The organism is Bradyrhizobium sp. BRP22, from assembly GCF_020194175.1.
GTDB lineage: Bacteria > Pseudomonadota > Alphaproteobacteria > Rhizobiales > Xanthobacteraceae > Bradyrhizobium.
Genome location: NZ_JADYVX010000007.1, coordinates 256,381 through 278,716, shown reverse-complemented (window position 1 = coordinate 278,716; position 22,336 = coordinate 256,381). Strand labels below are relative to the sequence as shown.

The window sequence follows — 22,336 nt, the reverse complement described above, 5'->3', positions numbered from 1 at the left end:
GCACGACGGTCTGCTGGGTCTGCGGCGCCGGTGCGCTGGGCGGAGCGGGTCGAGGCACGCTCGCGGCGTCGCTCGGCGCGACGGCAGCGGTTGTGGCTTCGGTCGCGGTCGCCGCCGGAGGCGGTGCAGCGGGAACAGCGGCCGGAGCCGGGGTGGATTGCGAATCGGTCTTCGCCTCCTGCTCCTGCGACTTCTGCTTGCGCGTCCCTTCCTCGTTCTTGGCGCGCTTGGGTTTGCGGCCGGTATTGTCGTAGACGCCGGGAATCTGCACGGTGCCGCGATCGGGGTCGATCCGGATGGTGTGGCCACCATATTCGAAGGTGTACTGGGCCTGCGCTGCGGTGCTGCCAAGCAAAAGCGCAGCGATAGCCAGAAGCTTCTTCATGATGACCTCCCGAGCAGGAATCCCCGGTCAGCGAAGCTATACATCAGCAACCTGATGCAACGTGACCTAGATCACTTTCAAAACGTGAGTCGTGTACTAGCGGCTTTGGTTCAAACGGCTGGCCGCCAGTCTAGAGCATTTTCGGTTCTGATTGAATCAGAACCGAAGCTCTAGATTCTCGTTTTGACGCGTTTTCTTCACGCGAACCGGTGTCCACTTCGCTCGAAAACGCTCTAGTTAGAGCTCGTGAGGTGGTCAATTTCCGGCCCGTGATCCGGATCACTCGAACCAGGCGGCATAGATGCGCTTGAAGCTGCCGTCCTTCATTGCGATGTCCAGCCACTGATCGACGAAGAACTTCAGCGCGACGTCGCGCTGCAGCCAGTAGGCTTTTTCCGCAAAGTCGAACGGTTGATCGGGATGCACCGCGCAGAGCACGCCGGGATGCAGTTTCTGCTGATAGCGTGTCTCGGACGCATCCGTCATCATCAGGTCGGCATCGCCCTTGGCGATCTCGTCGAAGATCTTGGTATTGTCATTGAAGACCTTGATCTCGGCGTTCTTCACATGCGCCCGCGCAAAGCGCTCGTTGGTGCCGCCGGGATTGACGATGACGCGCGTGCCCGCACGGTCGATCTCGGCGAGCGTCTGGTATTTGCCGACATCCGTGCAGCGGGTGATCGGCGTCTTGCCTTCGCGCATGATCGGGATCGAGAAGAAGCCTTTCTTCTGACGATCGAGCGTGATCGAGACGCCACCCATCGCAATGTCGAAACGGTCGGCTTCCAGATCGTTCGTCATCTGCGGCCAGGCCGTTTTGACGTATTCGACCTTGACGCCGAGCGCCTTGCCGAGCGCTTCCGCCATGTCGACATCGAATCCCCTGAAGCCGGACGTCGTCTTGTCGACAACGCTGAACGGCGCATAGTCGCCGGTCATGCCGACCCGCAAGGTGCCACGCTGGATGATGTCGTCGAGCCGCGAAGGCGACGCCGCCGGTTGGGCCTGGGCGGAGGCCATCATCACCATGGCGGCCGCAAGGCCGGCGAAAGCACGCAACATCGATGTTTCCCTCGTCGATTGCCTCGATGATAGTTTTGCTGCGCCGGGCTTAGATGAGATGTGCGCGGCGAGCCAGCCAAAGGAAGTAAAATCGTGACAATCTCAGCTTACGAAGCATCGGTCGGCGTGTTCGTGCCGTATCTTCACAATCTTTCCGGCCTGCTCGATCGTGCGTCCGCCTACGCGAGAACACGAAACTTCGATCCTGCGGTGCTGCTCGGCATGCGGCTCTTTCCGAACATGTACAGTCTCAGACAGCAGGTGGGGGAAGCCAATCGCCATGCGGTTGCCTGCTGCGCGCTGCTGGCCGGGCACGAACCGCTCAGGTTCAGTGATATCGAGCCCGATACCGACGAACTCAAGCTCAGGATTGCGGCCACGATCGATTTCGTCCAGAGCCTGCCGCGTGCCGCGATCGACGAGGGCGGCGACAAGGAGGTGGTGTTCACGTTCAAGAGCGGGACGCAGCGGGCTTTCACCGGGCGGTCGCTGCTGCTCAGCTTCAGCATGCCGCAGTTTTTCTTTCACGTCACGACCGCCTACGACATCCTGCGTCACGCCGGCGTCGATCTCGTCAAGAAGGATTTTCTGGGGCCGCCAAGACAGCCGTAGCGAGATTCTTGTTTTGACGCGTTTTCTGCGCAGATAAGTCTACGCAATCTGCGTAAACTTGATTGCTATGCGAACCGGTGTCCACTTCGCTCGAAAACGCTCTGGTTAGATCTCGCCGCCTTCCTCGCGGACCAGGCTGGCGACTGCGGCACGGCTGGACATCTCCTGCTTCAGGATCTCAAAGCGCCGATGTGCGTCGGCCTCGCGGTCATCGACGAAGTTGATCGCGGCCTCCCGACCCATGGGGCCGCTGACCAGGGGCTTCGAATTCTCACCGATGGTCTCGTCGACATAATACTGGCCATCCTGCTCGCGCACGGTCCACTTGAAGCGGAGAGCGGCCATCGGGCCGGGGCCAACTTTGGAATAGCCATGGGCCTCCAGCGGCGGGGGGCTCGCGGGCTGCTCTTCGACCGCCGCCGGCTCGGCCTGCGGCTTCTCGAGCGCTGGAGGCGTCTGCTGCTCGTCCAAAATGCTGGCGATGGCCGCAAGCGCGTTATCGGTAGGATCGCTCTGGCTCAAAATCTCTGTCCTCGGGTTGGGTCGGCGACCATGGTTGCCGACGCGTCCCGTCTACTCAACCCCGGAATGGGGCTGAGTTTTGGCCCTGCGGCCGCTTTTCCACTACGCACATACCGGTGGACGCTTGTCCTTCCAGGGACGCACCTGCTCGAGCTGGCCGGCCAGCCGAAACAGTGTTGCCTCGTCGCCGAGCTTGGCCGCGAACATCATGCCGAGGGGGAGGCCGTCCTTGCTCCAGGCCAGCGGCACCGACATCGCGGGCTGGCCGGACATGTTGAACATCGAGGTACCCGGCATATAGCGCCGCAGGATCGGCCCGATATGCGCCAGGTCCTCCGACATGGTGTTGATCTCGCCGAGCCGGATCGGCGGCGTGCACAGCGTCGGGCTCAGGAACACGTCGCAGCCCTCGAAGAAGATCGCGAGGCTGCGTGAGATCTGGAACGCCGCAAGCTGCATGGTGATGTAGTCCGCCGAACCGATGCCTTGCGCATTGTCGGCGCTGGCGAGCGACAGCGTCTCAAGATCGTCCGGCGTCACCGAGCGGCCGATACGCTGCTCGATGGTCCGCACTGTGACCGCCGTGTTCGCACTCACGATGGCGGTCATGACCACAGCAGGATCGGCGGGAAGGGCGGGTGCGCGCTCCTCGACGTGATGGCCAAGGCCGGCGAGCAGTTTTGCGGTGTCGCGGACGGCTGCGGCGACCTCCGGGTCGATCGCCTCCCCATACGGTGATTTGTCCGTGAAGGAGATGCGCAGCTTGCCGGGATCCCGGCCGACCTCCTGCGAGAACGGCCGCGCCGGCGGCGGCGCGATATAGAGGCTCCATGGCTCCGGACCATGAATTGCATCCATCATCACGGCGCTGTCGCGCACACTGATGCTGACGACATGTGCGGTGGAAAATCCGCTCCAGCCCTCGCCGCGGTCGGGACCGACCGGATTGCGCGCCCGGCTCGGCTTCATGCCGAACACGCCGCAGGCGGAAGCGGGGATGCGGATCGAGCCGCCGCCATCGCTGGCATGCGCCACGGGCAGGATACGCGCGGCGACAACGGCGGCGGCGCCGCCGGAGGAGCCGCCCGAGGAATGCGCGAGATTCCAGGGATTGCGGGTCGGCCCGAACAGGCGAGTCTCGGTGGTCGGCATCAACCCGAATTCCGGACTCGACGTTTTGCCGAAAATGGCAACGCCGGTGTCGAGGAAGCGCTGGGTGAGGGTGCTGCTGTGGTCGGCGACGAAATCCCGGTTGACGCTGGCGCCCGAGGTCGTGCGCGTTCCCTGCAGGAGATCGAGGTCCTTCAGAAGGAACGGCACCCCCGTGAAGGGCCCGTCCGGCAATCCCCTCTCGATCTGCTGCTCGGCGTAGTTGTGATGCTTGACGACGACGGCATTGATCTGCGGATCGACCTTGGCCGTGCGGGCGATCGCCTCGTCGAGCAGTTCGCGCGCGGTGACCTGCTTGTTACGGACCAGCTCGGCGAGGCCCACCGCGTCGTAATTGCCGAATTCCTTGAAAGCCATAATTCCACACCTGGAGCCGAACGGGTCATGTTTTGATGACAGGCCGATCTTTTGTCGGCCCGTTCGAAGATAGACGGTTCCGGCGGATTAGTTGAGCACGTCCTGGTTGATGACGTTCTGCCTCAGCGGCGCGCCATCGAGGACGCTGAGGATGTTGCGCGCGGTCTGCTCGCTCATCCGCTCGACAGCCTCGACGGTGACGCCGGCAACGTGCGGGGCCATGATCACATTCGGTAGGCTGTGCAGGGGTTGACCGACCGCAGGCGGCTCCTGCTCGAACACGTCAAGTCCGGCGCCGGCAAGCCTGCCCGACACCAGCGCGTCGTGCAGCGCCCTCTCGTCGACGATGCCGCCGCGGGCGGTGTTGATGAGATAGGCGGTCAGCTTCATCAGCCTGAAGCGTGCCGCGTTGAACATCCCAATCGTTTCCGGCGTCTTCGGACAATGGATGGTGACAAAATCGGCACGTCGCAGCGCCGCGTCGAGATCCGGCACCGCCTCGCAGCCGGCGGCTGCGATTTCGCTGGCCGGCTTGTAGGGATCGTAAACCAGCACCTGCATCTCCATCGCGAGGCACCGTTTGGCCGTCCGCGAGCCGATGCGGCCGAAGCCGACGATCAGCACCGTCTTGCCGTAGAGGTCGAAGGGCAGCACGCCGAGCCGGTTCGCCCAGGTGCCGTCCTTGACCACGGCATGCATTTCCTGCGCGCGCTTGGCCAGCGTCAGCATCATGAACAAGGCGTGCTCGGCCACCGACGGCGAGTTCGCCGTGCCCGCCACCATCAGCGGCACCTTGCGGCGCGAGAGCGCGGGGACGTCGACCGCGTCGTAGCCAACGCCGATCCGCGTCACCACCTTCATGTCTCCGGACGCTTCGAGCTCCGGCTCGCCGAAACGGGTGGCGCCGAGCGCGACGCCATGGACCGGCGCATGCTGCTTTAGCAGAGCCTCGAAATCCTTGGCGGAGATCAGATTGGGAAATTCGACGAGTTCGATGTCGTCCCGTTCGCTGAGGAGAGCCCGTGCTCCTGGTGAGAATGTCTGGGTGACGAAAATCTTCTTCTTGTTGGTGGCCATTTCCTGCCCTTGATCAGTCTGCCTTGCGTCGTCGGATTATGATCCGATTCAATGAATCGGATCACAATCCTAACGCTTATTTGAGCCTGATCTTTTCGGAAAATCGGCTTCCACTTTTCCGGATCAGGCTCTAGAGGACGACGCCCGTCACCTCATTTAGCAAATGGATGTTGTTGAGGTCCACAGCCAAGCGGAGCGGAGCTCCATCCTGCGCGCCGGCATTGGGATTGACCCGGCCGCAGATCTGGGTGCCATCCAGGGTGAAATAGACCAGGGTCTCCATGCCCATCGGCTCGGTGACGTCGAGCACAGCGTCGAAGGGCTCGACTCCAGGCTCCAGATGCTGCCTCGCTTCGGTGATGTGTTCCGGCCTGATTCCGAGCAGGAGCTTGTCGGTGCGCAGCACCGCCTGGTAGCGGGCGGCACGTGCCGGCGGCACCGGGAAGGCGAGGCGGTCGGTCAGGCGGATATGCATGCGGCCGCCGACATCCTCAAGCCGGCAGGGAACGAAGTTCATCGCGGGCGATCCGATGAAGCTGGCGACGAAACGGGTCGCCGGCTTGTGGTAGAGCTCGTTCGGCGTGCCGATCTGCTCGATGCGGCCGTGGTTCATCACCACCACGCGGTCGGCGAGCGTCATCGCCTCGACCTGGTCGTGGGTCACGTAGACAGTGGTGGTCCGCACCTTCTGGTGTACCTTCTTGATCTCGATCCGCATCTGCACGCGCAGTTTGGCGTCGAGGTTGGACAGGGGTTCGTCGAACAGGAACACCTTCGGATTGCGCACGATGGCGCGGCCCATGGCGACGCGCTGGCGCTGGCCGCCGGAGAGCTGCTTCGGCTTGCGGTCGATCAGGTCGGTGATATCGAGCATGCGCGCGGCTTCCGCGACCCGGGTCTTGATCTCGGCCTTGGGATAGTGCTTCAGCCGCAGCCCGAACGACATGTTCTCCGCCACCGTCATATGCGGATAGAGCGCGTAGTTCTGGAACACCATCGCGATGTCGCGATCCTTCGGCGGCACATCGTTGACGACGTCGCCGCCGATCATGATGTCGCCATCCGAGATATCTTCCAGCCCCGCGATCATGCGCAGCGTGGTCGACTTGCCGCAGCCGGAGGGACCGACCAGCACCACGAACTCATGGTCGGCGATGTCGAGATCGATGCCGCGCACCGCCTCGACTTCGTCATAACGCTTCACGACTTTTCGCAGCGAAACTTCGGCCATGAGTTCAACCCTTTGTCGCGCCGGCGGTCAGGCCGGCAATGTAATAGTCCATCAGGAAGGCGTAGATGATCAGCGGCGGCGCGGCGCCGAGCAGCGCGCCGGTCATGATCTGTCCCCAGTTGAACACGTCGCCCTTGATCAGCGTGGTGATAATGCCGACCGGCAGCACGAGCTGATCGGTCGAGGTCGTGAACACCAGCGGATACAGGAACTGCGCCCAGGAGACCGTGAAGGCGAAGATCGTCGCCGCGATCAGGCCGGGCAGCGCGACCGGAATGAAGATCCGCGTCAATGTCTGGAACCAGGAGGCGCCGTCGATGATCGCGGCCTCATCGAGCTCCTTCGGGATCGAGGCGAAATAGCCGATCATGATCCAGGTGCAGAACGGCACCGTCAGCGTCGGATAGATGAACAGCAGCACGTACCAGCGGTTGATGAGCTGGATTCCGGTCCAGTCGCCGACCAGCGCGAACATCTTGAACAGGGGGATGAACAGCAGCGTGTCCGGAATGAGGTAGGTCAGGAACACGCCGGTCGCGAGCGTGGCCGAGCCCCAGAACTTCATTCGCGCCAGCGCAAAGGCGGCCGGCACACTGATCAGCATGGTGATGGTCACGACGAAGATCGAGACCCAGGCCGAATTCCAGAAGAAGCGCAGGAACTGATTGGACGTCAGCAGTCCGATATAGTTCTCAAGCGTCGGATGATATACCCACCACGGATTGGTCGCCGCCGAGATCTCGGCGCTGCTCTTCAGCGAGGTGATGAGCATGTAGAGCGGCGGCGTCAGCGAGAAGATCGCGAACAGCACCAGGAAGAAGTATGACCAGCGCAGCGCCCAGGCGCGGTCGCGGCTCATGCTGCCATATTTGACCTTGCGGGTCGGTCCGGCCTTGTCGATCGTGATTGCGCTCATCAGGCTTCGTTCCCCCGCTTGGAGATATCACGCAGGATGAAGATCGCGGCGACCGCGAGGATCGGCACCATGAACAGCGAGACGCTGGCGCCGAGCGGGATGTCGCTGCCCTCGATGCCGACGCGGAACGCCCAGGTCGCGAAGATGTGGGTGTGATCGAGCGGGCCGCCGGCGGTCAGAATGCGCACGATGTCGAAATTGGCGAAGGTGACGATCAGCGAGAACAGCGTCGTGATCGCGATGATGTTGCGCATCATCGGCAGCGTCACGTACCAGATGCGCTGCCACCAATTGGCGCCGTCGATCGCGGCCGCCTCATAGAGCTGTTCGGGCACCGATTTCAGCGCCGCCAGATACATGATCATGAAGAAGGGCGCGCCATACCAGACGTTGACGAGGATGACCGAGAAGCGCGCCCAATTGGCGTCGCCCGTCCACGGGATCGGTCCGATGCCGAAGAAGGACAGCGTGTAATTGAAGGCGCTGTAGGACGGGTCGAACAACCACAGCCACGCCAGCGTGCTCATCGCCGGCGGGATCACCCAGGGCACCAGCAGCATGCCGCGCCATCGGCGCTGCTTGTTGGCGGGAACGTTGTGCACGAAATGCGCGACGATGAAGCCGATCAGCGCTTTGAAGATCACCGCCGAGATCGCGAAGATGCAGGATTGCTTCACGACCAGCCAGAACGTGTCGCGCTTGAACAGGAACTCGAAATTGCCCAAGCCGACGAACTTCGTCATCGACTTGTTCAGCGTCGCCAGATGCAGGGAGTAGAAGGCCGGATAGACCACGAGCACCGCGATGAGGAGAATCAGCGGCAGCGTCATCAGGAACGCGACGGTCGATTTACGCTTCAGCGCCTTATGCAAGCCGTTGCGTTTGCGCACAGCCTTCGTCGCCTGAACGCGGTTCTGCTGAAATGCGACATCAACCATGATGCATTCCCTGGCGCGGATGGTTCTTCGAAACGAAAAAGAGCGAGGCCGGCTGCAAGCGATGCGTCCCTGGCGGCAGCCGCGGCCACCGCCAGGCGACGCATCTCGCATTAGCTGCGCATGAAGCCTTCACACTCGCCTTCGGCCCAAGCGAGCGTCTTCTCCATGCTTTCACCCTGGAAGTACCTCAGGCACATCTTGGTCAGCGTTGCCTGGAAGTAGATCTGCTGCGCGACCTTGGGCGGGGCCGGTGAAGCCGCGATCGACAGCGTCTGGTGATTGTGGGGGTTCGGGTAGTGGTAGAGCGTGCCCTTGGGCGGCCCTTCCTCCTGCCAGACTTTCAGCGTCGTCAGCTTTTCATAGGCCGGGAGGTCATAGCCGCCGCTGGCCACCACCATCTTCTCGATCGAGGCCGGCTTCGACAGGCGGACCAGCAGGCTCTTGGCCGCTTCCTTGTTTTTCGAGAACGACCAGATGCTCCAAAAGAACGGCAGATAGGGCGCAAAGCGACCTTTTGGTCCGGCCGGGAAGCCGTGGGTCCAGCACTGCTCGGCGATCTGCGGTGCATCGCGTTTGGCGACCGCCCAGGCGCTTGGCGGGTTCATGATCAGGGCGCCTCTGCCGGAGACGAGCCATTTGTTGTTGGAGGCGTCGTCCCATGAAGGGACGTCCGGTGGCAGGAAGGCGAGCAGCTTCTTGTAGAATTCGAGCGATTGGCGCACCGCGTCGGTCTTGACCGTAAGATTGCCCTTGGCGTCGACGAGCTGCGCGCCAAAAGACTGGAAGATCGCGCCGGCCGTGTCGACATTGTCGCTGGTCTCGCCGAGGCCGATGCCGAAAGGAACACCGGCCTTGTGACAGGCCTCCGCCGCCTTCAAGAACGTATCGAAGGTCCAGTTGTCCGCCTTGGGCGGTGAACCGGCCGGATACATCTCCTGCACGTCAATGCCGGCGTGCTTCTTCATCAGGTCGATACGCGAGCAAGGCCCCTTGATCTGGCTGCCGACGGAGGCGGGAACGCCAAGCCACTTGCCGTTGGCCTGACCGAGGTAGGTGACGGTGCCGTTCACGGCGCCGTTCTCCTTGATGATCGGCTCCATGATGTCGTTCACAGGTTCCAGCAATTCGGCATTTGAATGCGGCCACCACGTCGGCATCTGGAAAATGTCATGGCCTGACTTGGCCTGGGCTTCAGCGGCAATAGTCAGGATGTTCTTGTTTCCCTGGCTCGGAATGTAGTCGATGGTGACCTCGACCTTCTCCTTCTCGGCCCACTCATTGACCAACTCGGTGGAAGCCTTGTTGGCCCCCGGCACCCAGTGATCCCAGAAGGCGATCGACAGCTTGCCGGCTGCGTGTGCGCCGCGAATGTAAGGAGCCGTGATCAGCGCTGCCGATGACAGCGCTGTAGCCGCAACAAATTCTCGTCGAGACAGCTTCTTCCGCGACATGGCGTTCCCTCCCTGGTGAGCCGACGGTCAAAGACTTCCGAAATCTCGTTTTTTGTTTTTTGCTCGCCGCATTCGAGGCGGCGGGGCGATTTCCTCGTTATCGATCAGAGCAGAATTGTTGGCGCCTGTCGAGAAAGCAGGTGCATCCTTTCCTAAAACTAACGTTGTGTACAAATTGCAGGCAGTCGGGCCTTTTAATCTTCGCACCATGTCTGCGGCAGGTGTGGTGCGAATCTTTTTTGCGGCGCACGCGAGCGGCGGCGGAGCCACGAAGCCGGCGGCCGCCCGCGGCTTTTCGTCGTCACACCAAGGGGCCAGCAGGTAGACCTGCTCGCGGCGAGAACGGTAAAGTCCGAAGCCGGCTGTCCTTCAGCCGCAATCGAACGTCAGACCGGTAACCCACGATCGACCATGGAGACTCCGATAATGCCAAGCCTGGTATTGAAGCTGCGTGCGCGCTTGAGGCTCTGCGCCGCGCTGGCGGCAGCCGCCATCCTGTCCATGACCGCGTCACCGCCTGCAGATGCGCAAGGGTTGGTTCAGGGTGTCCAGCAGGGCGCCCGTGAAGGCAACAAGGCGGCCGGGCCGGTCGGTGGCGTGTTGGGCGGCGCGATCGGAGGTGTGGTTGGCGTGGTCACGGGGGTGACCGGCGTGCTCACCGGCACCAACACCAACAACCCGGCACCGGCCGACAGGCGGGGCGGCTCAGCCAAAAGCAGCAAGGCCGCAAAGGCTGCCAAGGACAAGGCCGCCAAGCAGCCGCAGATGCTGACCCAGGCGAGCGTGCCGCAGCTCACGGCCGAACAGATCGTCGCCAACAGCGACGCCAATATCGAGCGCATCAAGAAGGAGCTCAACCTGACGCCCGAGCAGGAGAAATATTGGGGGGCGTTCAATAGTGCGATGCATTATCTCGGTCACAACGGTGCCGATCGCGTCAACCTGCGCATCGCCCGCGCCCAGCGCGATCCGCCGGACGACGTCATCGAACAGATGCGCAATGAGGCCCAGTTCCTCAACGACCGCGCCGTTGACCAGCGCAACGTGGCCGATGCCGCCGAGCCGCTTTATGCAAGTCTCGACGACAAGCAGAAGCAGTTCTTCATCAACGAAATGGTCCGCCTCAGCCACGAACGCGGATTGGACTGACCAGATACGCCACCACGAATAGCCGGGTAACCATGCCCTGGGGTAGGTTGAAGGCGCGGCACCCGGCTATCCTGCCGCAGCGGCGCGGCCCCTCCAATCGTCATGCAAAGTTGAAGAAACCTCGACTGATTCAGGCCGGACTTATGGCTGATTGAAGGTCTTGTCGGGAACCCGTTGGCACGACGTCACAAAATGGCTTCGGCCAGCCCGGGGCTGGCCGAAGAGCGAGGAGCCGGGAACGCTCGCTCAGGCCTTGTTTCAGGCCTTGGCGAAGTTCAGTTCCACACCGACCCCGTCCGGGTCGTAGAAGAAGAATTGGGTGTCGCCGGTGCGGGGCACGATGCTTTCGCGGAACGTGACGTTGTGCTCTCGCAGGCGGGCGCGCACGCCGTCGATGTCGGTGGCGGAAAAGGCGATGTGGTCGAGCCGCCCGGTGTCCTCGTATGTCTTCTCGGTGCCGCGCACCACGATGCCCTCGCGCGGCTTGCGGGTGCCCATCAGGTGCACCGTGGCGATGCCGCCGGAATACAGCCAGTAGCCGGGAAAATCGAGCGGCGGGCGCTCGCCGTTCTCGAGCCCAAGCACATCGCAATAGAAGTTCTTGGTCCTCTCGAGATCCTGGGGTTCGATCGTGTAGTGCTGCAGTCGGCCGAGCGGCATGGTGTTCTCCTCAAGCAAACTAGACGAAGGTGAGATCGCAATCGGCGCCCATCATCCAGGCGCCGACGGTTTCGAAATGGCTGAGCCGGCCCTGCAATTGCTGCGTCACGGTGTGGATGTCGCGGAAGCGGCGTTCGAGCGGATGGCCCTCGAAGATCGCGCTTGCGCCCGCGGCATTATAGGCGAAGTCGACCGCCTCGCGCGCCTTGTGGATGGCGTGGGTGGCGGCCATGCGGACAGTGATCCGCTGCTCGACCGTGATGTCGTTGCCGGCGACGAGGTCCTTCCAGATGTCGGCCATCGACTGCAGCACGAAGCCGCGCGCGGCGCGCAGATGGACTTCGGCCTGGGCGAGGCCGGACTGCACCACAGCGTTGTCACGCAGCGGACTCCTGGCGCCGCGCGGCACCTTGTTGCGGGCCACGTCGACGAAATTGTCGAGCGCGCCGCGGGCGATGCCGCAGGCTACTCCCGCAAAGCCGACCTGGTAGCAGGTGCCCGACCCCATCCGGTAGAGCGGGCCGGCCTCGCGGCGTTCGCGCTCGAATTCGCGGGTGATCGAATGGTCGGCGCGGACGAAGAAGTCGTTCAGCGTGAACTGGTCGCTGGCGGTGCCGCGCAGGCCGACCGTATTCCAGACGTCGGTCCACTCGACGTCCTCGGTCCGCACCAGCATTGTGCGCTCGATCTGTGCGCCATTGGCGTCCCGTTTCGGCGAGCCGTCGGCCGCATAGACCGGGCAGTGCGCGCCGAGCCAGGTGGCGTGTCGCCCGCCCGAAGCGAATGACCACACGCCGGTGACCCGGTAGCCACCCTCACACTCGACCGCCTTCACCTTGGGGCCGGGACCCCAGGCCAGCACTGCGCGAGGATCGCCGAAGACGGCATGCGCGACTGGCAGGTCGAGATAGGCGGCCGCCATCGCGCAGCCGCCGGCCTGGCTCAGGCACCACGCCGTCGAGGCATCGGCCTGCGCAATGGTCTCCATGACATGGAAGAAGGTGAGGGGATCGGTCTCGATCCCCTGCGACGACCGCGGCAGCAGCAGGCGAAACAGCCTGTGATGATGGAGCTGGTCGAGCAGGGCCGGCGGCAGGCGACGCGTTTGTTCGATCTCGTTTGCGGCCGCTGCGACCAGCGGCTGGACAGCTTTCGCGCGGGCGATCACCGCTGGATCGCCCGCGAGTTCGGCAGACGTCGCGATCATCGCTCGCCTCCTAGGCTTGCCGAACCGACGCCGTCGCCGCCATGTCGGCTCCGGCCGTCAGCTCCCGATCGATCTGTTCGATCGACTTGCCCCTGGTCTCGATGCCGAGGAAGTAATAGACAAGGCCGGCCATCAGGAACCAGCAGCCGAGATAGACAAAGGCGGTCGGGATCTGCGTCAGCGGCACATCGGGCTTCAGATAGTTGCTGGAGCCGACGATCAGCGCGAGGCCGACCGGACCGATGATCTTGCCGATGCCGCCGAAGCCATAGGCCGAGCCCATGCCGGTGGTGCGAAGATGCGAGGGCCAGACCTCCGCGGCATAGGGCCCGACAATGGCAAAGCCGCCGTCGGCGAAGAAGAACGCCAGGGTCAGGATCAGCCAGAACGCCGAGACGCCGAACAGCGTCGCATCGTAATGATAGCCTGCGATGATCGTCAGTGCGCCTGCGCCGAAGCCGAGCAGACCGCCGGACGTCCGCCGTCCCAGGAGCTCCGACAGAAATGAGAACGAGATGCGGCCGAGGAAACCGGAGATGCTGAGCAGGATCATCATCTTGGCGGCCTCCTGCGGCGTCACCTTCAGGATCAGCACGAACAGCGCCGGCGCCCACAAAGTGATGCCGTAAACGCCGGTTTGGGCGCCGGCATTGCCGAGCCAGGAGACGAGCAGGCTGCGTGGGTATTTAAACAGGTCGAGCCAGTTCGTCTTGGTCACCGGACCGGCATCGGCCGCCGACGGCAGCGGCAGGGAGGACGGCTCCATCTGCAGCGCCCAGGCGAGCGACTTGCGCGCTTCCTCGTAGCGGCCCTGGCGGCACAGCCAGCGCGGGCTCTCCGGCACCCAGAGCCGGACCAGCAGCACGAGCAGTGATGGCAACACGCCGATCGCAAACAACAGCCGCCACTGGTCGGAGCCCATGACCGCACCAAGGATGGCGCCAAGCCCGACCCCGAGCGGGATCACGCAGGTGACGAGCCCGCCGACCCAGCCGCGCTTGTGGGAGGGCATGAACTCCTGCACCAACGGCAGATCCACGCAATAGAGCCCGCCGACGCCGGTGCCGACGAAGAAGCGCATGATCGTGAGATAGATCCAGCCATTGTCGGGGGTGAAGTACAGAAGGCCGGTGGCGATAGAGAAGTTGAGTACCGTGCCGACGAACACGATGCGGCGCCCGATCCGGTCGGCAAGCCATCCCCAGACGTAGGCCCCGATGATGGCGCCGATACCGGAGCTCATCAGCACGATCGCGGACTGTCCGAAGGTGAGCTTCCACGGCCCGATCAGGAAGGCGAGCACGAAACCGATTAGGAAATAATCGAAGAATTCCAGCGCGTCGCCGATGATGGCAGCCGAAAGGATCTTGATCTGGTTGCCGGTCAGACGCCTCCGGCGATCGAGAATCTCGAACATGGCGTTTCCCCTTGGCGCCTGTTCATTTTGATTCAAGCGAGCGTCGCGCCCATCGCCCCGCCTATGGCGCACGAAGCTATCCTTGAGCCGCGGTGAACGGCAAGCCCGCCAACACGCGGGGCACGTCTGCGTTGCGACGATGAGGCGATGTATCCCGCTCTGCACAATCGCATGTGCGAGAGCAGGAAGTAGGTCTTGTTTTGACGCGCTTTCTCTACGCGGACCGGCGTCTCACTTCGCGCGAAAATGCTCTAGCGCTTGAGCAGGGTCTTGAGCTTCGCTTCCAGCTCTTCGTAGGACATCGCGCCCTTCCATCGTTCGCCATTGACGAAGAAGGTCGGCGTGGCGTCGACGTTAAGCGTCTGCATTGCATAGCGCTGGTCAGCGGCGATCTTGTCGAGCAGCGCCTGATCGGTCTCGCAGCTTTCGACTTCCTGCTCGCTCATCCCGTTGAGCTTGCCGACCAGGAACAGCGTGTCCTTGGTTTGATCCATCAGGCGAGCCTGCTGCTTGAACAGCGTCTCGATCACAGCGAAATGTTTTTCCGCATCGTCCTTGCCGATGCAACGCACCAGCATCGAGGCGGCCACTGCCTTGATGTCGAGCGGGAATTCCCGAAACACGAACCGGACCTTGCCGGTGTCGATATATTTCGAACGCAGCATCGGAAAGACGTTCTCGCCGAACGCTGCGCAATGCGGACAGGTCATCGAGGCATATTCGGTGATCGTTACTGGCGCGTTCGGCGAGCCGATCGCGATGTCGGGCAGTGATACCGGTTTGGCGACAGCGGCGGCAGTCGTACTTTGCGCCTTCGCCTCCCGACCTGGCGGCAGAGCAAGCAATGCAAGCAGGACAATGAATCCCAAGGCGGCGCTGGTCGTACGATTGAGAACGGGCAACGAGATACTCCGCGAGTGAATGCCTTCTTCTGATGACCAGCCCGCAGCCGGCCTATGACTGAGCGAGCGGCAGGCCGAGCCGGCCGATGCCGGGAAACTTCAGGGCAGGGCGGCGGATATCGATGCCAAGAACTCCGCCGAACAAGTTCAGCTCGATCCCTTCGATCCAGCCGATCGTCAGACCGAGATAGCCGCCCAATGTGGCGAAGACACCGGTGCCTGACGCGGTGATGCCATACCATTCACCCCGGTAAGGATAGTCCTTGCCGATCGCCGTCGGCGGCAGCACCGCCTGCAGCTCAGGGACAGCGTCGAGCGCCGCCTGAACGAATGTGTTCGAGTTTGGACCCGGCCAGGCGCTATAATCGCCATAAGCGCGAAATCTGTAATTCTCGATGACCGCGCGGATCTTCGGGATCAACTGCTCGGCATTCGCGCCGTCCACACTCACGATTGCTTCCGGCACGGCACCGAACCATCGGCCGTCGGCAACGAATCCGTCAACCCGGATCGGTTGACCCCAGGCGGTGCAGTCGTAGCGGCTGTAGCGCGGCGCATCTCGCTCCTTGACCACGATCCAGGTGTGGACGGCAAAGATCCCGCGCCAGCGTACGGTACGCGCGGCATAGACGCGGATGACAGCGTCCGGATGTTCCGAGGCCTTGGGCAACAGGCCGGCGCTCGAGCGGTCGGCCGTCTGCCAATTGACGCGGCGATCTCCGAGCAAATAGGTAACCGTCGACAAAGCGAGCGGAACGACAATCAGCAGAACAACGATGACCACGGATTTCTTCACGGAGGGATATCAACGGAGGGGTGATCATCGGCATGTAAGTACGCCGGTTCGCCGGAACCAGAGCGTGCCTATAGGCATCAATATTTCTTCATCTCGGAGGCAAAGCCGACCCATAGCGCGACCGAGACCAGGCCGAGCGCGCCGAGCAGGACAAACGTGGGCGGATAGCCGATCCATTGCGCGATCCAGCCGCCAAGGGCCGGACTCAGCGAGGCGCCGATGCCTTGAACGGTGATCACCGCGCCCTGTCCGAGATTGATGCGACCGGTCCCGTTCAGCGAGCGGGCAACCATTCCGGGGACCGCGACGCTCTGCAGGCCGGTGCCGATACCGTCAAGAATTTGCACGGGCAGCACGCCCCACCAGCCGGTGAGGAAGTACGCCAGGATGCCGCGCACCGGCAGTACCAGGAAGGACGCCAGCAGCACCGGCCAATAGCTGCGGCTTTCCGCCGCGCGCATGCCGACGATCGAGGTCACGATCATCACAGCCTGGGCGATCACGATGGTGGTTGCCACGAAATCCGGGCCCTTCGCCTGGCCGTTGGCGACCGCGGCCAAGCCATACAGCGGAATGATCGCGGCATTGCCGAGATGGAAGGCGGCCAGCGCCAAGGCAACGACGAGGAGCGGCTTGTGCCTTGCGAGCACGGTGAAGCCGCTGGGCTGGCTCTCAGGATCATCCTCCTTGGTGCCGCGCGCGGCGTTGTTGTCGATGGCCTTTGCTGGGATCAAGAGCACACAGGCGATCGCAATGACGCCGAAGAGCGCCGCCAGCAGGAACACGGCCGTGTAGCCGTATTTCCAGCCGAGATAGCCCGATGCCGCGGCGCCGACCATGTTGCCGGCATGGTTGAAGGCCTGGTTGCGGCCGTTCTGGCGGTTGAAGCCTTTCTGCCTGACGATGCCAAGCGTGATGCCCGTGACGGCGGGAACGATGGCGGCGCCCGCAAGCGAGGTCGCGATCTGCGATGCGGCGACGGCCCAGAAATTCTGCGAGAGCAGAATCAGCGCCGAGGCGAGGACCACGGCGACGCCCGGCACGATCACCCAGGCGCGCTTGCGGCGGCTCGCGTCGATCAATCCGCCGATCGGAGTCGTGATCAGCATGCCCGCGACATTGCCTATCGTCATCACGGTCCCGATCCAGCCGCTCGCCCAGCCGTGGGCCTGTAGGAAGACGCCGACGAACGGTCCGATACCGGACTGCATGTCGGCCATGAAGAAGTTCAGAGCGAGCAGAGGCCACAGCCGCGCCGCCTTGTCCGATCGTTCATTCTTCTTGCTGACACGCATGGCAAGTAGACTCATGGCCGGTTAAGCGATCAAGCAGATGATTCTCCGAGACTGGCGGCGGGCTTTCGCCGCGGCGGTCGGAACAAAGCGTGGGATCATGAATTTGAAGGCGATGGTTCAAATCGACGTTCTTGAAAAACCGATCGAACGCATCAAGGAAACCTGCGTGATGATGGGCATCACGGAGCAGTTCGAGCGCGCGCTTCCGGAGCTCGAGACGTTCCTGGAAGGCGAAGTCGCGAAGGGCGAGACCCGCGAGACGCGGCTGACTTACGAGGGACTCTGCTACCTCAAGCAGGTCTTCTCGAGAAGGTAACGGCGCGGCATACGGGAAGGTTTTCACGATGGGTTATCGAAAGACGGCTCTGGCGCGGCTTCGTCATCCGCCAGGGACGCCGTCGCAAAGTTTCGGACTTGCCGTCAACGTGGCGCGACCGGGATCGTTCCCGATCGCTGTCCCGGCTAGCGCCACATCCCGCGCATCTTGGCGCGGATGTCGACTGTCGCTGCACGATCTGCCGGCGCAGCGGCTGCCGCGCGAGCGATCGGCCAGGTGGTGCGCTCGAACAGCACCGCCAGCCTTTCCGGGATGAAACGCGTGCGTGAGGCGTACATGTGCCGGTCGCCTTTGGCGCTTTGGCCGTGCACGAAGAAGCGCTGCGGCACGACCAGGTGCAGATCATCCTTGGCACGGGTCATGGCGACATAGAGCAGGCGGCGCTCCTCTTCCAGCTCGGCGCTGGTGCCGGCGCCGAGATCCGATGGCATGCAGCCGTCGACGACATTGAGCACGAAGACCGACTTCCACTCCTGTCCCTTGGCGGAATGGATCGTCGACAGGATCAGATAATCCTCGTCAAGCAAAGGCGGTCCGGCCTGGTCGCTGGTCGCATCCGGCGGGTCGAGCGTGAGTTCGGTCAGGAAGCGCTCACGCGACGGGTAGCCGCTTGCGATCTGCTCGAGCTGGATCAGATCCGCGCGACGGACCTCGGCGTCCTCATGGATGCGGTCGAGATGCGGCTCGTACCACAGCCGTGCCTGCTCGATATCGACCGGCCATTCGGAGTAGCGGAGGTTTTCGATCGCACGGACAAACCCCTTCCAGTCCTCGCCGGCGCGCGGCGGCGAGGGCAGGGCGCAGAGCGCGGCAATCGGATCGGCAGCCTCGGCCATGCGGTCGAGCACCCGCTGCGCCGAGCTCGGCCCGACGCCCGGCAACAGATGCAGGATGCGAAAACCGGCGACGCGGTCGCGCGGGTTCTCCACGAAGCGCAACAGCGCCAGCATGTCCTTGACATGGGCGGCATCGAGGAATTTGAGCCCGCCGAACTTCACGAAGGGAATGTTGCGGCGGGTGAGTTCGATTTCCAGCGGACCGCTATGCGAGGAGGTTCGAAACAAGACCGATTGGTGCTTGAGCAGCGCGCCTTCCTCGCGGTTCGCGAGCACCTGCTCGACGATGTAGCGGGCCTGATCGGCCTCATCGCGGACGGCGACGAGCTGCGGTTTGCGCGACGATGTCCGCTCGGTCCAGAGATTTTTCGTGAAGCGCTCCTTGGCCAGCGCGATCACGCCGTTTGCGGCCGACAGGATCGGCTCGGTCGAACGATAGTTGCGGTCGAGCGTGATGATCTCCGCCCTGGGCGTGAACTGGTCCGGAAAGTCGAGGATGTTGCGGACCGTGGCGGCACGGAACGAATAGATCGATTGCGCGTCATCGCCGACGACCGTAAGCCCGGTGCCGCCGGGTTTCAGCGCGAGCAGGATCGATGATTGCAGGCGGTTGGTGTCTTGGTATTCGTCGACCATGACATGGTCGAAGCGGCCGCCGATCTCGTCGGCAAGCGCGGCGTCGGTCACCATCTGCGCCCAATAGAGCAGGAGGTCGTCATAATCGAGCACGTTCTGCTGCTGCTTGGCGTCGACGTAAGCGGCGAACAGGCGTTTCAGGTCGTTCGCCCAGCCCGAGCACCAGGGAAAGAACGAGCCCAGTACGCTCTCGACCGGCGTCTCCGAGTTGACGCAGCGGGAATAGATCGCAAGGCACGTGCCCTTGGTCGGGAAGCGGGTCTCGGTCTTGGAGAAGCCGAGGTCGTGCCTGACAAGGTTGATCAGGTCGGCGGAATCCTCACGGTCATGGATGGTGAAGGACGGATCGAGCCCGATGCGCTCGGAATATTCCCGCAGCAGTCGCGCGCCGATGCCATGAAAAGTGCCGGACCAGCTCAGGCCATCGGTCATGACGCCGGCATTGTCGCCGAGCACGCGGCGGGCGATCCGTTCGACGCGCCTGGTCATTTCCGCCGCCGCGCGGCGCGAGAAGGTCATCAGGAGGATGCGGCGTGGGTCAGCACCGCTGACGATCAGATGCGCGACGCGGTGGGCCAGCGTGTTGGTCTTGCCTGATCCGGCGCCGGCGATCACCAGAAGCGGCGCACCAACGGTTCCGTCCCGGCCGACGCCGTGCTCGACGGCGCGCCGCTGCGCAGGATTGAGCGCATCCAGATATGTATCTTTGCTGTCCGCGAGCACGAATCACCCCGGAGAAAGCTAACAGACATCCAGGTCTGTTGGGATGAATGTCCGGGGCGGTGGGCGCAGAATTAGATTGACTTTGGCTGTGTCCGTTGCACAACCGCGTCATGGGTGATGTATCGAGTTCCGACACACCGCTGAAGGCGACGTTCAAGATCAAATTGAACGGCGAGACGGTCACTATTGCCACCGTCGGCCAGGCCTACCGGTTCATCACCAATCTGAATTCGGTGGAGTGGATGGAATTCCGCCAGTTGCATGACGAGGCGGTCAGCGCGCTGGAGAAAGCCGCAGACAACGCAATGCTGGCGATCCCGGCGACCAATGCGCTGCGCTCGCTGTTCGTGCGCGCAAAACTGCTCTGAGGAGAAACGGGCCGCCCGGTCTCCAAGACGGCCCCCAGATGCGGCTGCGGCGAATTCAGCCCGAGCCGCCGTGTTGTACCGCTGTTACCTTGTTCGCGGCCATAACGCGCCTTGCTTAGGCAAATCGCCGCGATTCGGCCACGCCTGTACGAACACGGTCACAGCTTGTCCTCCACCAGCAAGCGGTCATAGGCGATCGTCCAAAAAGAAGGAGGCGGCCTTCATGACCGCCTCTCCAGCTCATCTTGCGTGATCGTTACTGGCAGATGCGCCGTCGGCCATCCGCGCCTATGAACATCGTTCCGGGCTGGCAGACGAAGCCGCTGTTGTAACCATACGGGTCATTATAGGCATAGCTGCCGCGGAACGGAGCGGTTGCAATGGCGCCCGCCGTTCCGATCGCGCCGCCAACCACGCCGGCGGCGACGTCACCCGGCCAGAAGCCGGTGCCGCCATAGTGACGGTGATGATAGGCGCGCTGATCCTGAACCTGGCGGGACGGCGCTCTCGCGGCAGGATCCTGCGCCAGCGCCGGCGCGACGATCGCAGTGGAGAGCACTGCGGCTGCTGTTAAGAGCTTGAGGTTCATTTCGCTGTCTCCGTTGTAGTGACGCAAAGCTCAACGGATGGCCGCAGCGAGCGTTCCGGAATTGTCAGAGTTTCATCTCATGCCGCGTGAGGTTTCGGTTCCGTACGGTCTTTACTAGAACGAATCCGCCAGCGCGATTTCCGCCTCCAGCGCATGAATGCGCCGCTCGGCCTCGTCAAAGCTCAGGTCTCGGGCATATTGCTTCGGCTGGTAGGCCTCCTCGGCAAGCCCCTTCAACCGTAATGCCTGGGCGCGGGTCATCTGGGCGCCGACGCGCTGACGCACCCCGCCATATTTCGCGGCCGGTGTATTCATGATTTCCCTCATGGTTCTCAAATCCGTGACTTGACTTTATGTTCTATTTTCGTTCTAACAAGGCATGGACAATAGAATTAATGAAATCCGTCGCAAGATCAGTGCGTTACGGGACGAGATGATCGTTGCCGAGGGCGTGATCCGCGATCAGGTCAATCACGATCACGATTGCACGGAAGCGGCCCACCGGCTGCTTGCCATGCGTTCGGAGATGACTGTGCTGATCGGTCAGTGGAAAGCCGCCGGCGGCAGCGAACGGCTGCCCGATGTGAGAGAGCACCTGAAACGCCAGCCGGTTGCGCGACCGAAGAAGGATTGAACGCGTCAATCAGCCTCGCCAGCGGACCCGTGCTGCGGATCCGTGCGCAGGGGATGGCGCGACTGCACGATGTGCTCCCGCCCGTTCCGAATCCAACCAGGAACGGACGTTGTTTCCGCGCGTTTTTTTACCGCGAGGAACACATGACCGAGTCTTTACCCATCTTGATCGAACATTCGGTGCAGATCGCCTGGGATTTCCTTGAGCGCACCGGCGAACTCGACGATGCCGCAGTCGCGAGCCGCTTTCTCGTCGACCATATCGAACTGATGGTGCGGCGGGGCGAGCGGCGGCGGCTTCTGCTTTCGAACAAGGCGATCGACGACTATCGGCGCTTCAAGCGCAAGCGCGCGATACTGGTCGCGTAAGCGCATGGATATGAGGAAGCCGGCATGCTCGAGGAGAAGCTGAAGGAAGCAATCGTGGGCGAACTGCAGCGCCAGGCGGACAATAATCCGCAGGCGCTCCGCGTTGAGGGATCCACCGATCTCCGCGTCGAAGGCAAGATCGATCTCGACGCGCTCGTGATGGTGATCGCCGGTTCGGTGGCAGGCGGCCCCTGAGGCGCTGCGAGACCGCGACGGAACGTCCGCGTTAGGAACCGATTTGGCTCCCGCGCTTGCCCCCTAAAGGAGGTGTCGCATGAGCAAGGAAACGCCACTCGACGATCCCCGGCAGCAGACCGACTGGGGGTCGCACAAGCAGACCGACAAACCGTGGAAGGAGAAGCCGGAGAAGGAGCAACGATCCGGCGGCCCGAAACCAGACCTGGAAAAGTGGCGGGAGAGCAATACCAGCTAAGTCCACTGCCGCCCGCGAGCGCCGCCATGAACCGTTATCACTTCCGGCTTGTCGATCATGAGCGGGCGCTCGATGTCACCGGGCGACCCGTCGACGACCGCGACCAGGCGCTCGCAGTCGCCAAGCGACTGGCGATCGATATCGCCGAGAGCAGGCAGGAATATCTCGGCAAGGGTTATGCGGTTGCTGTGCTCGATGAGGCCGGGAACGAGATCCATCGCGAAAGTATCGATAGCGCCGAGAAGAGCGGCTGACCGACGCGCCA

The 22,336-nt window shown here is 62.8% G+C and carries 26 protein-coding genes and 1 pseudogene; 9 read left to right on the top strand and 18 right to left on the bottom strand.

Annotation, left to right across the window (positions count from 1 at the left end):
* Both I6F35_RS12880 and I6F35_RS12875 read right to left on the bottom strand, forming a co-directional pair.
* A pseudogene (locus I6F35_RS12880) lies at positions 1–385 on the bottom strand (DUF2147 domain-containing protein); the annotation flags it as partial.
* A gap of 279 nt (positions 386–664) precedes the next feature.
* Entirely contained in the window at positions 665–1,447 is a 783-nt protein-coding gene (locus I6F35_RS12875) for a transporter substrate-binding domain-containing protein (protein WP_225118027.1), read from the bottom strand.
* Between the two features lie 93 nt (positions 1,448–1,540).
* Between I6F35_RS12875 and I6F35_RS12870 the strand changes: the two genes are divergently transcribed.
* Positions 1,541–2,059 (top strand): DUF1993 domain-containing protein, encoded by a 519-nt coding sequence (locus I6F35_RS12870; RefSeq protein WP_225118026.1) that lies wholly within the window; start codon positions 1,541–1,543, stop codon positions 2,057–2,059.
* 105 nt (positions 2,060–2,164) lie between these two features.
* Here the strand turns inward: I6F35_RS12870 and I6F35_RS12865 are convergent, their stop codons facing one another.
* The 7 genes from I6F35_RS12865 to I6F35_RS12835 all read right to left on the bottom strand — a co-directional run bounded on the left by I6F35_RS12865 (position 2,165) and on the right by I6F35_RS12835 (position 9,721).
* Positions 2,165–2,581 carry a hypothetical protein gene (locus I6F35_RS12865; RefSeq protein WP_225118025.1) on the bottom strand — a complete coding sequence of 139 codons (417 nt, stop codon included), beginning with the start codon at positions 2,579–2,581 and terminating at the stop codon, positions 2,165–2,167.
* Between the two features lie 102 nt (positions 2,582–2,683).
* The gene (locus tag I6F35_RS12860; RefSeq protein ID WP_225118024.1) at positions 2,684–4,108 is read right to left on the bottom strand and encodes an amidase; all 1,425 of its coding nucleotides are present in this window, start codon (positions 4,106–4,108) and stop codon (positions 2,684–2,686) included.
* An 87-nt stretch (positions 4,109–4,195) separates the two neighbouring features.
* Positions 4,196–5,185: a hydroxyacid dehydrogenase gene (locus I6F35_RS12855; protein WP_225118023.1), complete on the bottom strand. Its 990-nt coding sequence runs from the start codon at positions 5,183–5,185 to the stop codon at positions 4,196–4,198.
* Between the two features lie 130 nt (positions 5,186–5,315).
* Positions 5,316–6,416: a sn-glycerol-3-phosphate ABC transporter ATP-binding protein UgpC gene (gene ugpC, locus I6F35_RS12850; RefSeq protein ID WP_225118022.1), complete on the bottom strand. Its 1,101-nt coding sequence runs from the start codon at positions 6,414–6,416 to the stop codon at positions 5,316–5,318.
* A gap of 4 nt (positions 6,417–6,420) precedes the next feature.
* On the bottom strand, positions 6,421–7,332 hold the full coding sequence (locus I6F35_RS12845) for a carbohydrate ABC transporter permease (RefSeq protein ID WP_225118021.1): 912 nt from the start codon (positions 7,330–7,332) through the stop codon (positions 6,421–6,423).
* On the bottom strand, positions 7,332–8,270 hold the full coding sequence (locus I6F35_RS12840; RefSeq protein WP_225118020.1) for a sugar ABC transporter permease: 939 nt from the start codon (positions 8,268–8,270) through the stop codon (positions 7,332–7,334). The genes I6F35_RS12845 and I6F35_RS12840 overlap by 1 nt, the downstream gene beginning before the upstream one ends.
* Positions 8,271–8,380: 110 nt before the next feature.
* On the bottom strand, positions 8,381–9,721 hold the full coding sequence (locus I6F35_RS12835) for an extracellular solute-binding protein (RefSeq protein ID WP_225118019.1): 1,341 nt from the start codon (positions 9,719–9,721) through the stop codon (positions 8,381–8,383).
* A gap of 501 nt (positions 9,722–10,222) precedes the next feature.
* Here I6F35_RS12835 and I6F35_RS12830 point away from each other — a divergent pair.
* Positions 10,223–10,870 carry a Spy/CpxP family protein refolding chaperone gene (locus I6F35_RS12830; RefSeq protein ID WP_225118046.1) on the top strand — a complete coding sequence of 216 codons (648 nt, stop codon included), beginning with the start codon at positions 10,223–10,225 and terminating at the stop codon, positions 10,868–10,870.
* Positions 10,871–11,128: 258 nt separating this feature from the next.
* Here I6F35_RS12830 and I6F35_RS12825 read toward each other — a convergent pair whose 3' ends face one another.
* The 6 genes from I6F35_RS12825 to I6F35_RS12800 all read right to left on the bottom strand — a co-directional run bounded on the left by I6F35_RS12825 (position 11,129) and on the right by I6F35_RS12800 (position 17,147).
* The gene (locus I6F35_RS12825; protein WP_225118018.1) at positions 11,129–11,530 is read right to left on the bottom strand and encodes a VOC family protein; all 402 of its coding nucleotides are present in this window, start codon (positions 11,528–11,530) and stop codon (positions 11,129–11,131) included.
* Between the two features lie 19 nt (positions 11,531–11,549).
* Positions 11,550–12,737 (bottom strand): acyl-CoA dehydrogenase family protein, encoded by a 1,188-nt coding sequence (locus I6F35_RS12820; RefSeq protein WP_225118017.1) that lies wholly within the window; start codon positions 12,735–12,737, stop codon positions 11,550–11,552.
* Between the two features lie 10 nt (positions 12,738–12,747).
* Positions 12,748–14,154 (bottom strand): MFS transporter, encoded by a 1,407-nt coding sequence (locus I6F35_RS12815; RefSeq protein ID WP_225118016.1) that lies wholly within the window; start codon positions 14,152–14,154, stop codon positions 12,748–12,750.
* Positions 14,155–14,405: 251 nt separating this feature from the next.
* Positions 14,406–15,023, bottom strand: coding sequence for a DsbA family protein (locus I6F35_RS12810; protein WP_225118045.1), 618 nt, complete (start codon positions 15,021–15,023; stop codon positions 14,406–14,408).
* Between the two features lie 85 nt (positions 15,024–15,108).
* Complete coding sequence (locus tag I6F35_RS12805; RefSeq protein ID WP_225118015.1) at positions 15,109–15,840, bottom strand: DUF3750 domain-containing protein; 732 nt, start codon at positions 15,838–15,840, stop codon at positions 15,109–15,111.
* 89 nt (positions 15,841–15,929) lie between these two features.
* Positions 15,930–17,147 carry an MFS transporter gene (locus I6F35_RS12800; protein ID WP_225118014.1) on the bottom strand — a complete coding sequence of 406 codons (1,218 nt, stop codon included), beginning with the start codon at positions 17,145–17,147 and terminating at the stop codon, positions 15,930–15,932.
* Positions 17,148–17,244: 97 nt separating this feature from the next.
* Here I6F35_RS12800 and I6F35_RS12795 point away from each other — a divergent pair, with 97 nt between their 5' ends.
* Positions 17,245–17,463 carry a hypothetical protein gene (locus I6F35_RS12795; protein ID WP_225118013.1) on the top strand — a complete coding sequence of 73 codons (219 nt, stop codon included), beginning with the start codon at positions 17,245–17,247 and terminating at the stop codon, positions 17,461–17,463.
* Positions 17,464–17,609: 146 nt separating this feature from the next.
* Here the strand turns inward: I6F35_RS12795 and I6F35_RS12790 are convergent, their stop codons facing one another.
* Complete coding sequence (locus I6F35_RS12790; RefSeq protein ID WP_225118012.1) at positions 17,610–19,679, bottom strand: ATP-dependent helicase; 2,070 nt, start codon at positions 19,677–19,679, stop codon at positions 17,610–17,612.
* 110 nt (positions 19,680–19,789) lie between these two features.
* On the opposite strand from I6F35_RS12790, the gene I6F35_RS12785 reads away from it, so the two are divergent.
* Complete coding sequence (locus I6F35_RS12785; RefSeq protein WP_225118011.1) at positions 19,790–20,047, top strand: hypothetical protein; 258 nt, start codon at positions 19,790–19,792, stop codon at positions 20,045–20,047.
* A 256-nt stretch (positions 20,048–20,303) separates the two neighbouring features.
* Here the strand turns inward: I6F35_RS12785 and I6F35_RS12780 are convergent, their stop codons facing one another.
* On the bottom strand, positions 20,304–20,636 hold the full coding sequence (locus I6F35_RS12780; protein ID WP_225118010.1) for a hypothetical protein: 333 nt from the start codon (positions 20,634–20,636) through the stop codon (positions 20,304–20,306).
* Positions 20,637–20,750: 114 nt separating this feature from the next.
* On the bottom strand, positions 20,751–20,951 hold the full coding sequence (locus I6F35_RS12775; protein ID WP_225118009.1) for a DUF3072 domain-containing protein: 201 nt from the start codon (positions 20,949–20,951) through the stop codon (positions 20,751–20,753).
* A gap of 64 nt (positions 20,952–21,015) precedes the next feature.
* Here I6F35_RS12775 and I6F35_RS12770 point away from each other — a divergent pair, with 64 nt between their 5' ends.
* The 5 genes from I6F35_RS12770 to I6F35_RS12750 all read left to right on the top strand — a co-directional run bounded on the left by I6F35_RS12770 (position 21,016) and on the right by I6F35_RS12750 (position 22,325).
* Entirely contained in the window at positions 21,016–21,270 is a 255-nt protein-coding gene (locus I6F35_RS12770; protein ID WP_225118008.1) for a hypothetical protein, read from the top strand.
* Positions 21,271–21,413: 143 nt separating this feature from the next.
* On the top strand, positions 21,414–21,638 hold the full coding sequence (locus tag I6F35_RS12765) for a hypothetical protein (RefSeq protein WP_225118007.1): 225 nt from the start codon (positions 21,414–21,416) through the stop codon (positions 21,636–21,638).
* Between the two features lie 24 nt (positions 21,639–21,662).
* The gene (locus I6F35_RS12760) at positions 21,663–21,833 is read left to right on the top strand and encodes a hypothetical protein (protein ID WP_225118006.1); all 171 of its coding nucleotides are present in this window, start codon (positions 21,663–21,665) and stop codon (positions 21,831–21,833) included.
* A gap of 79 nt (positions 21,834–21,912) precedes the next feature.
* Positions 21,913–22,071, top strand: a complete 159-nt coding sequence (locus tag I6F35_RS12755) for a hypothetical protein (RefSeq protein ID WP_225118005.1) — start codon at positions 21,913–21,915, stop codon at positions 22,069–22,071.
* Positions 22,072–22,097: 26 nt separating this feature from the next.
* Positions 22,098–22,325, top strand: a complete 228-nt coding sequence (locus I6F35_RS12750; RefSeq protein WP_225118004.1) for a hypothetical protein — start codon at positions 22,098–22,100, stop codon at positions 22,323–22,325.
* Positions 22,326–22,336: the final 11 nt, after the last annotated feature.

Bases quoted from the DNA above. Each gene is read 5' to 3' on its own strand.
- I6F35_RS12855 (WP_225118023.1), bottom strand. From the start codon at position 5,185: ATGGCCACCAACAAGAAGAAGATTTTCGTCACCCAGACATTCTCACCA.
- I6F35_RS12775 (WP_225118009.1), bottom strand. From the start codon at position 20,951: ATGAATACACCGGCCGCGAAATATGGCGGGGTGCGTCAGCGCGTCGGC.
- I6F35_RS12755 (WP_225118005.1), top strand. From the start codon at position 21,913: ATGAGCAAGGAAACGCCACTCGACGATCCCCGGCAGCAGACCGACTGG.
- I6F35_RS12860 (WP_225118024.1), bottom strand. From the start codon at position 4,108: ATGGCTTTCAAGGAATTCGGCAATTACGACGCGGTGGGCCTCGCCGAG.
- I6F35_RS12785 (WP_225118011.1), top strand. From the start codon at position 19,790: ATGGGTGATGTATCGAGTTCCGACACACCGCTGAAGGCGACGTTCAAG.
- I6F35_RS12840 (WP_225118020.1), bottom strand. From the start codon at position 8,270: ATGGTTGATGTCGCATTTCAGCAGAACCGCGTTCAGGCGACGAAGGCT.
- I6F35_RS12780 (WP_225118010.1), bottom strand. From the start codon at position 20,636: ATGAACCTCAAGCTCTTAACAGCAGCCGCAGTGCTCTCCACTGCGATC.
- I6F35_RS12830 (WP_225118046.1), top strand. From the start codon at position 10,223: ATGACCGCGTCACCGCCTGCAGATGCGCAAGGGTTGGTTCAGGGTGTC.
- I6F35_RS12765 (WP_225118007.1), top strand. From the start codon at position 21,414: ATGACCGAGTCTTTACCCATCTTGATCGAACATTCGGTGCAGATCGCC.
- I6F35_RS12825 (WP_225118018.1), bottom strand. From the start codon at position 11,530: ATGCCGCTCGGCCGACTGCAGCACTACACGATCGAACCCCAGGATCTC.
- I6F35_RS12835 (WP_225118019.1), bottom strand. From the start codon at position 9,721: ATGTCGCGGAAGAAGCTGTCTCGACGAGAATTTGTTGCGGCTACAGCG.
- ugpC (WP_225118022.1), bottom strand. From the start codon at position 6,416: ATGGCCGAAGTTTCGCTGCGAAAAGTCGTGAAGCGTTATGACGAAGTC.
- I6F35_RS12845 (WP_225118021.1), bottom strand. From the start codon at position 7,332: ATGAGCGCAATCACGATCGACAAGGCCGGACCGACCCGCAAGGTCAAA.
- I6F35_RS12760 (WP_225118006.1), top strand. From the start codon at position 21,663: ATGCTCGAGGAGAAGCTGAAGGAAGCAATCGTGGGCGAACTGCAGCGC.
- I6F35_RS12820 (WP_225118017.1), bottom strand. From the start codon at position 12,737: ATGATCGCGACGTCTGCCGAACTCGCGGGCGATCCAGCGGTGATCGCC.
- I6F35_RS12875 (WP_225118027.1), bottom strand. From the start codon at position 1,447: ATGTTGCGTGCTTTCGCCGGCCTTGCGGCCGCCATGGTGATGATGGCC.
- I6F35_RS12795 (WP_225118013.1), top strand. From the start codon at position 17,245: ATGAATTTGAAGGCGATGGTTCAAATCGACGTTCTTGAAAAACCGATC.
- I6F35_RS12750 (WP_225118004.1), top strand. From the start codon at position 22,098: ATGAACCGTTATCACTTCCGGCTTGTCGATCATGAGCGGGCGCTCGAT.
- I6F35_RS12800 (WP_225118014.1), bottom strand. From the start codon at position 17,147: ATGCGTGTCAGCAAGAAGAATGAACGATCGGACAAGGCGGCGCGGCTG.
- I6F35_RS12815 (WP_225118016.1), bottom strand. From the start codon at position 14,154: ATGTTCGAGATTCTCGATCGCCGGAGGCGTCTGACCGGCAACCAGATC.
- I6F35_RS12770 (WP_225118008.1), top strand. From the start codon at position 21,016: ATGGACAATAGAATTAATGAAATCCGTCGCAAGATCAGTGCGTTACGG.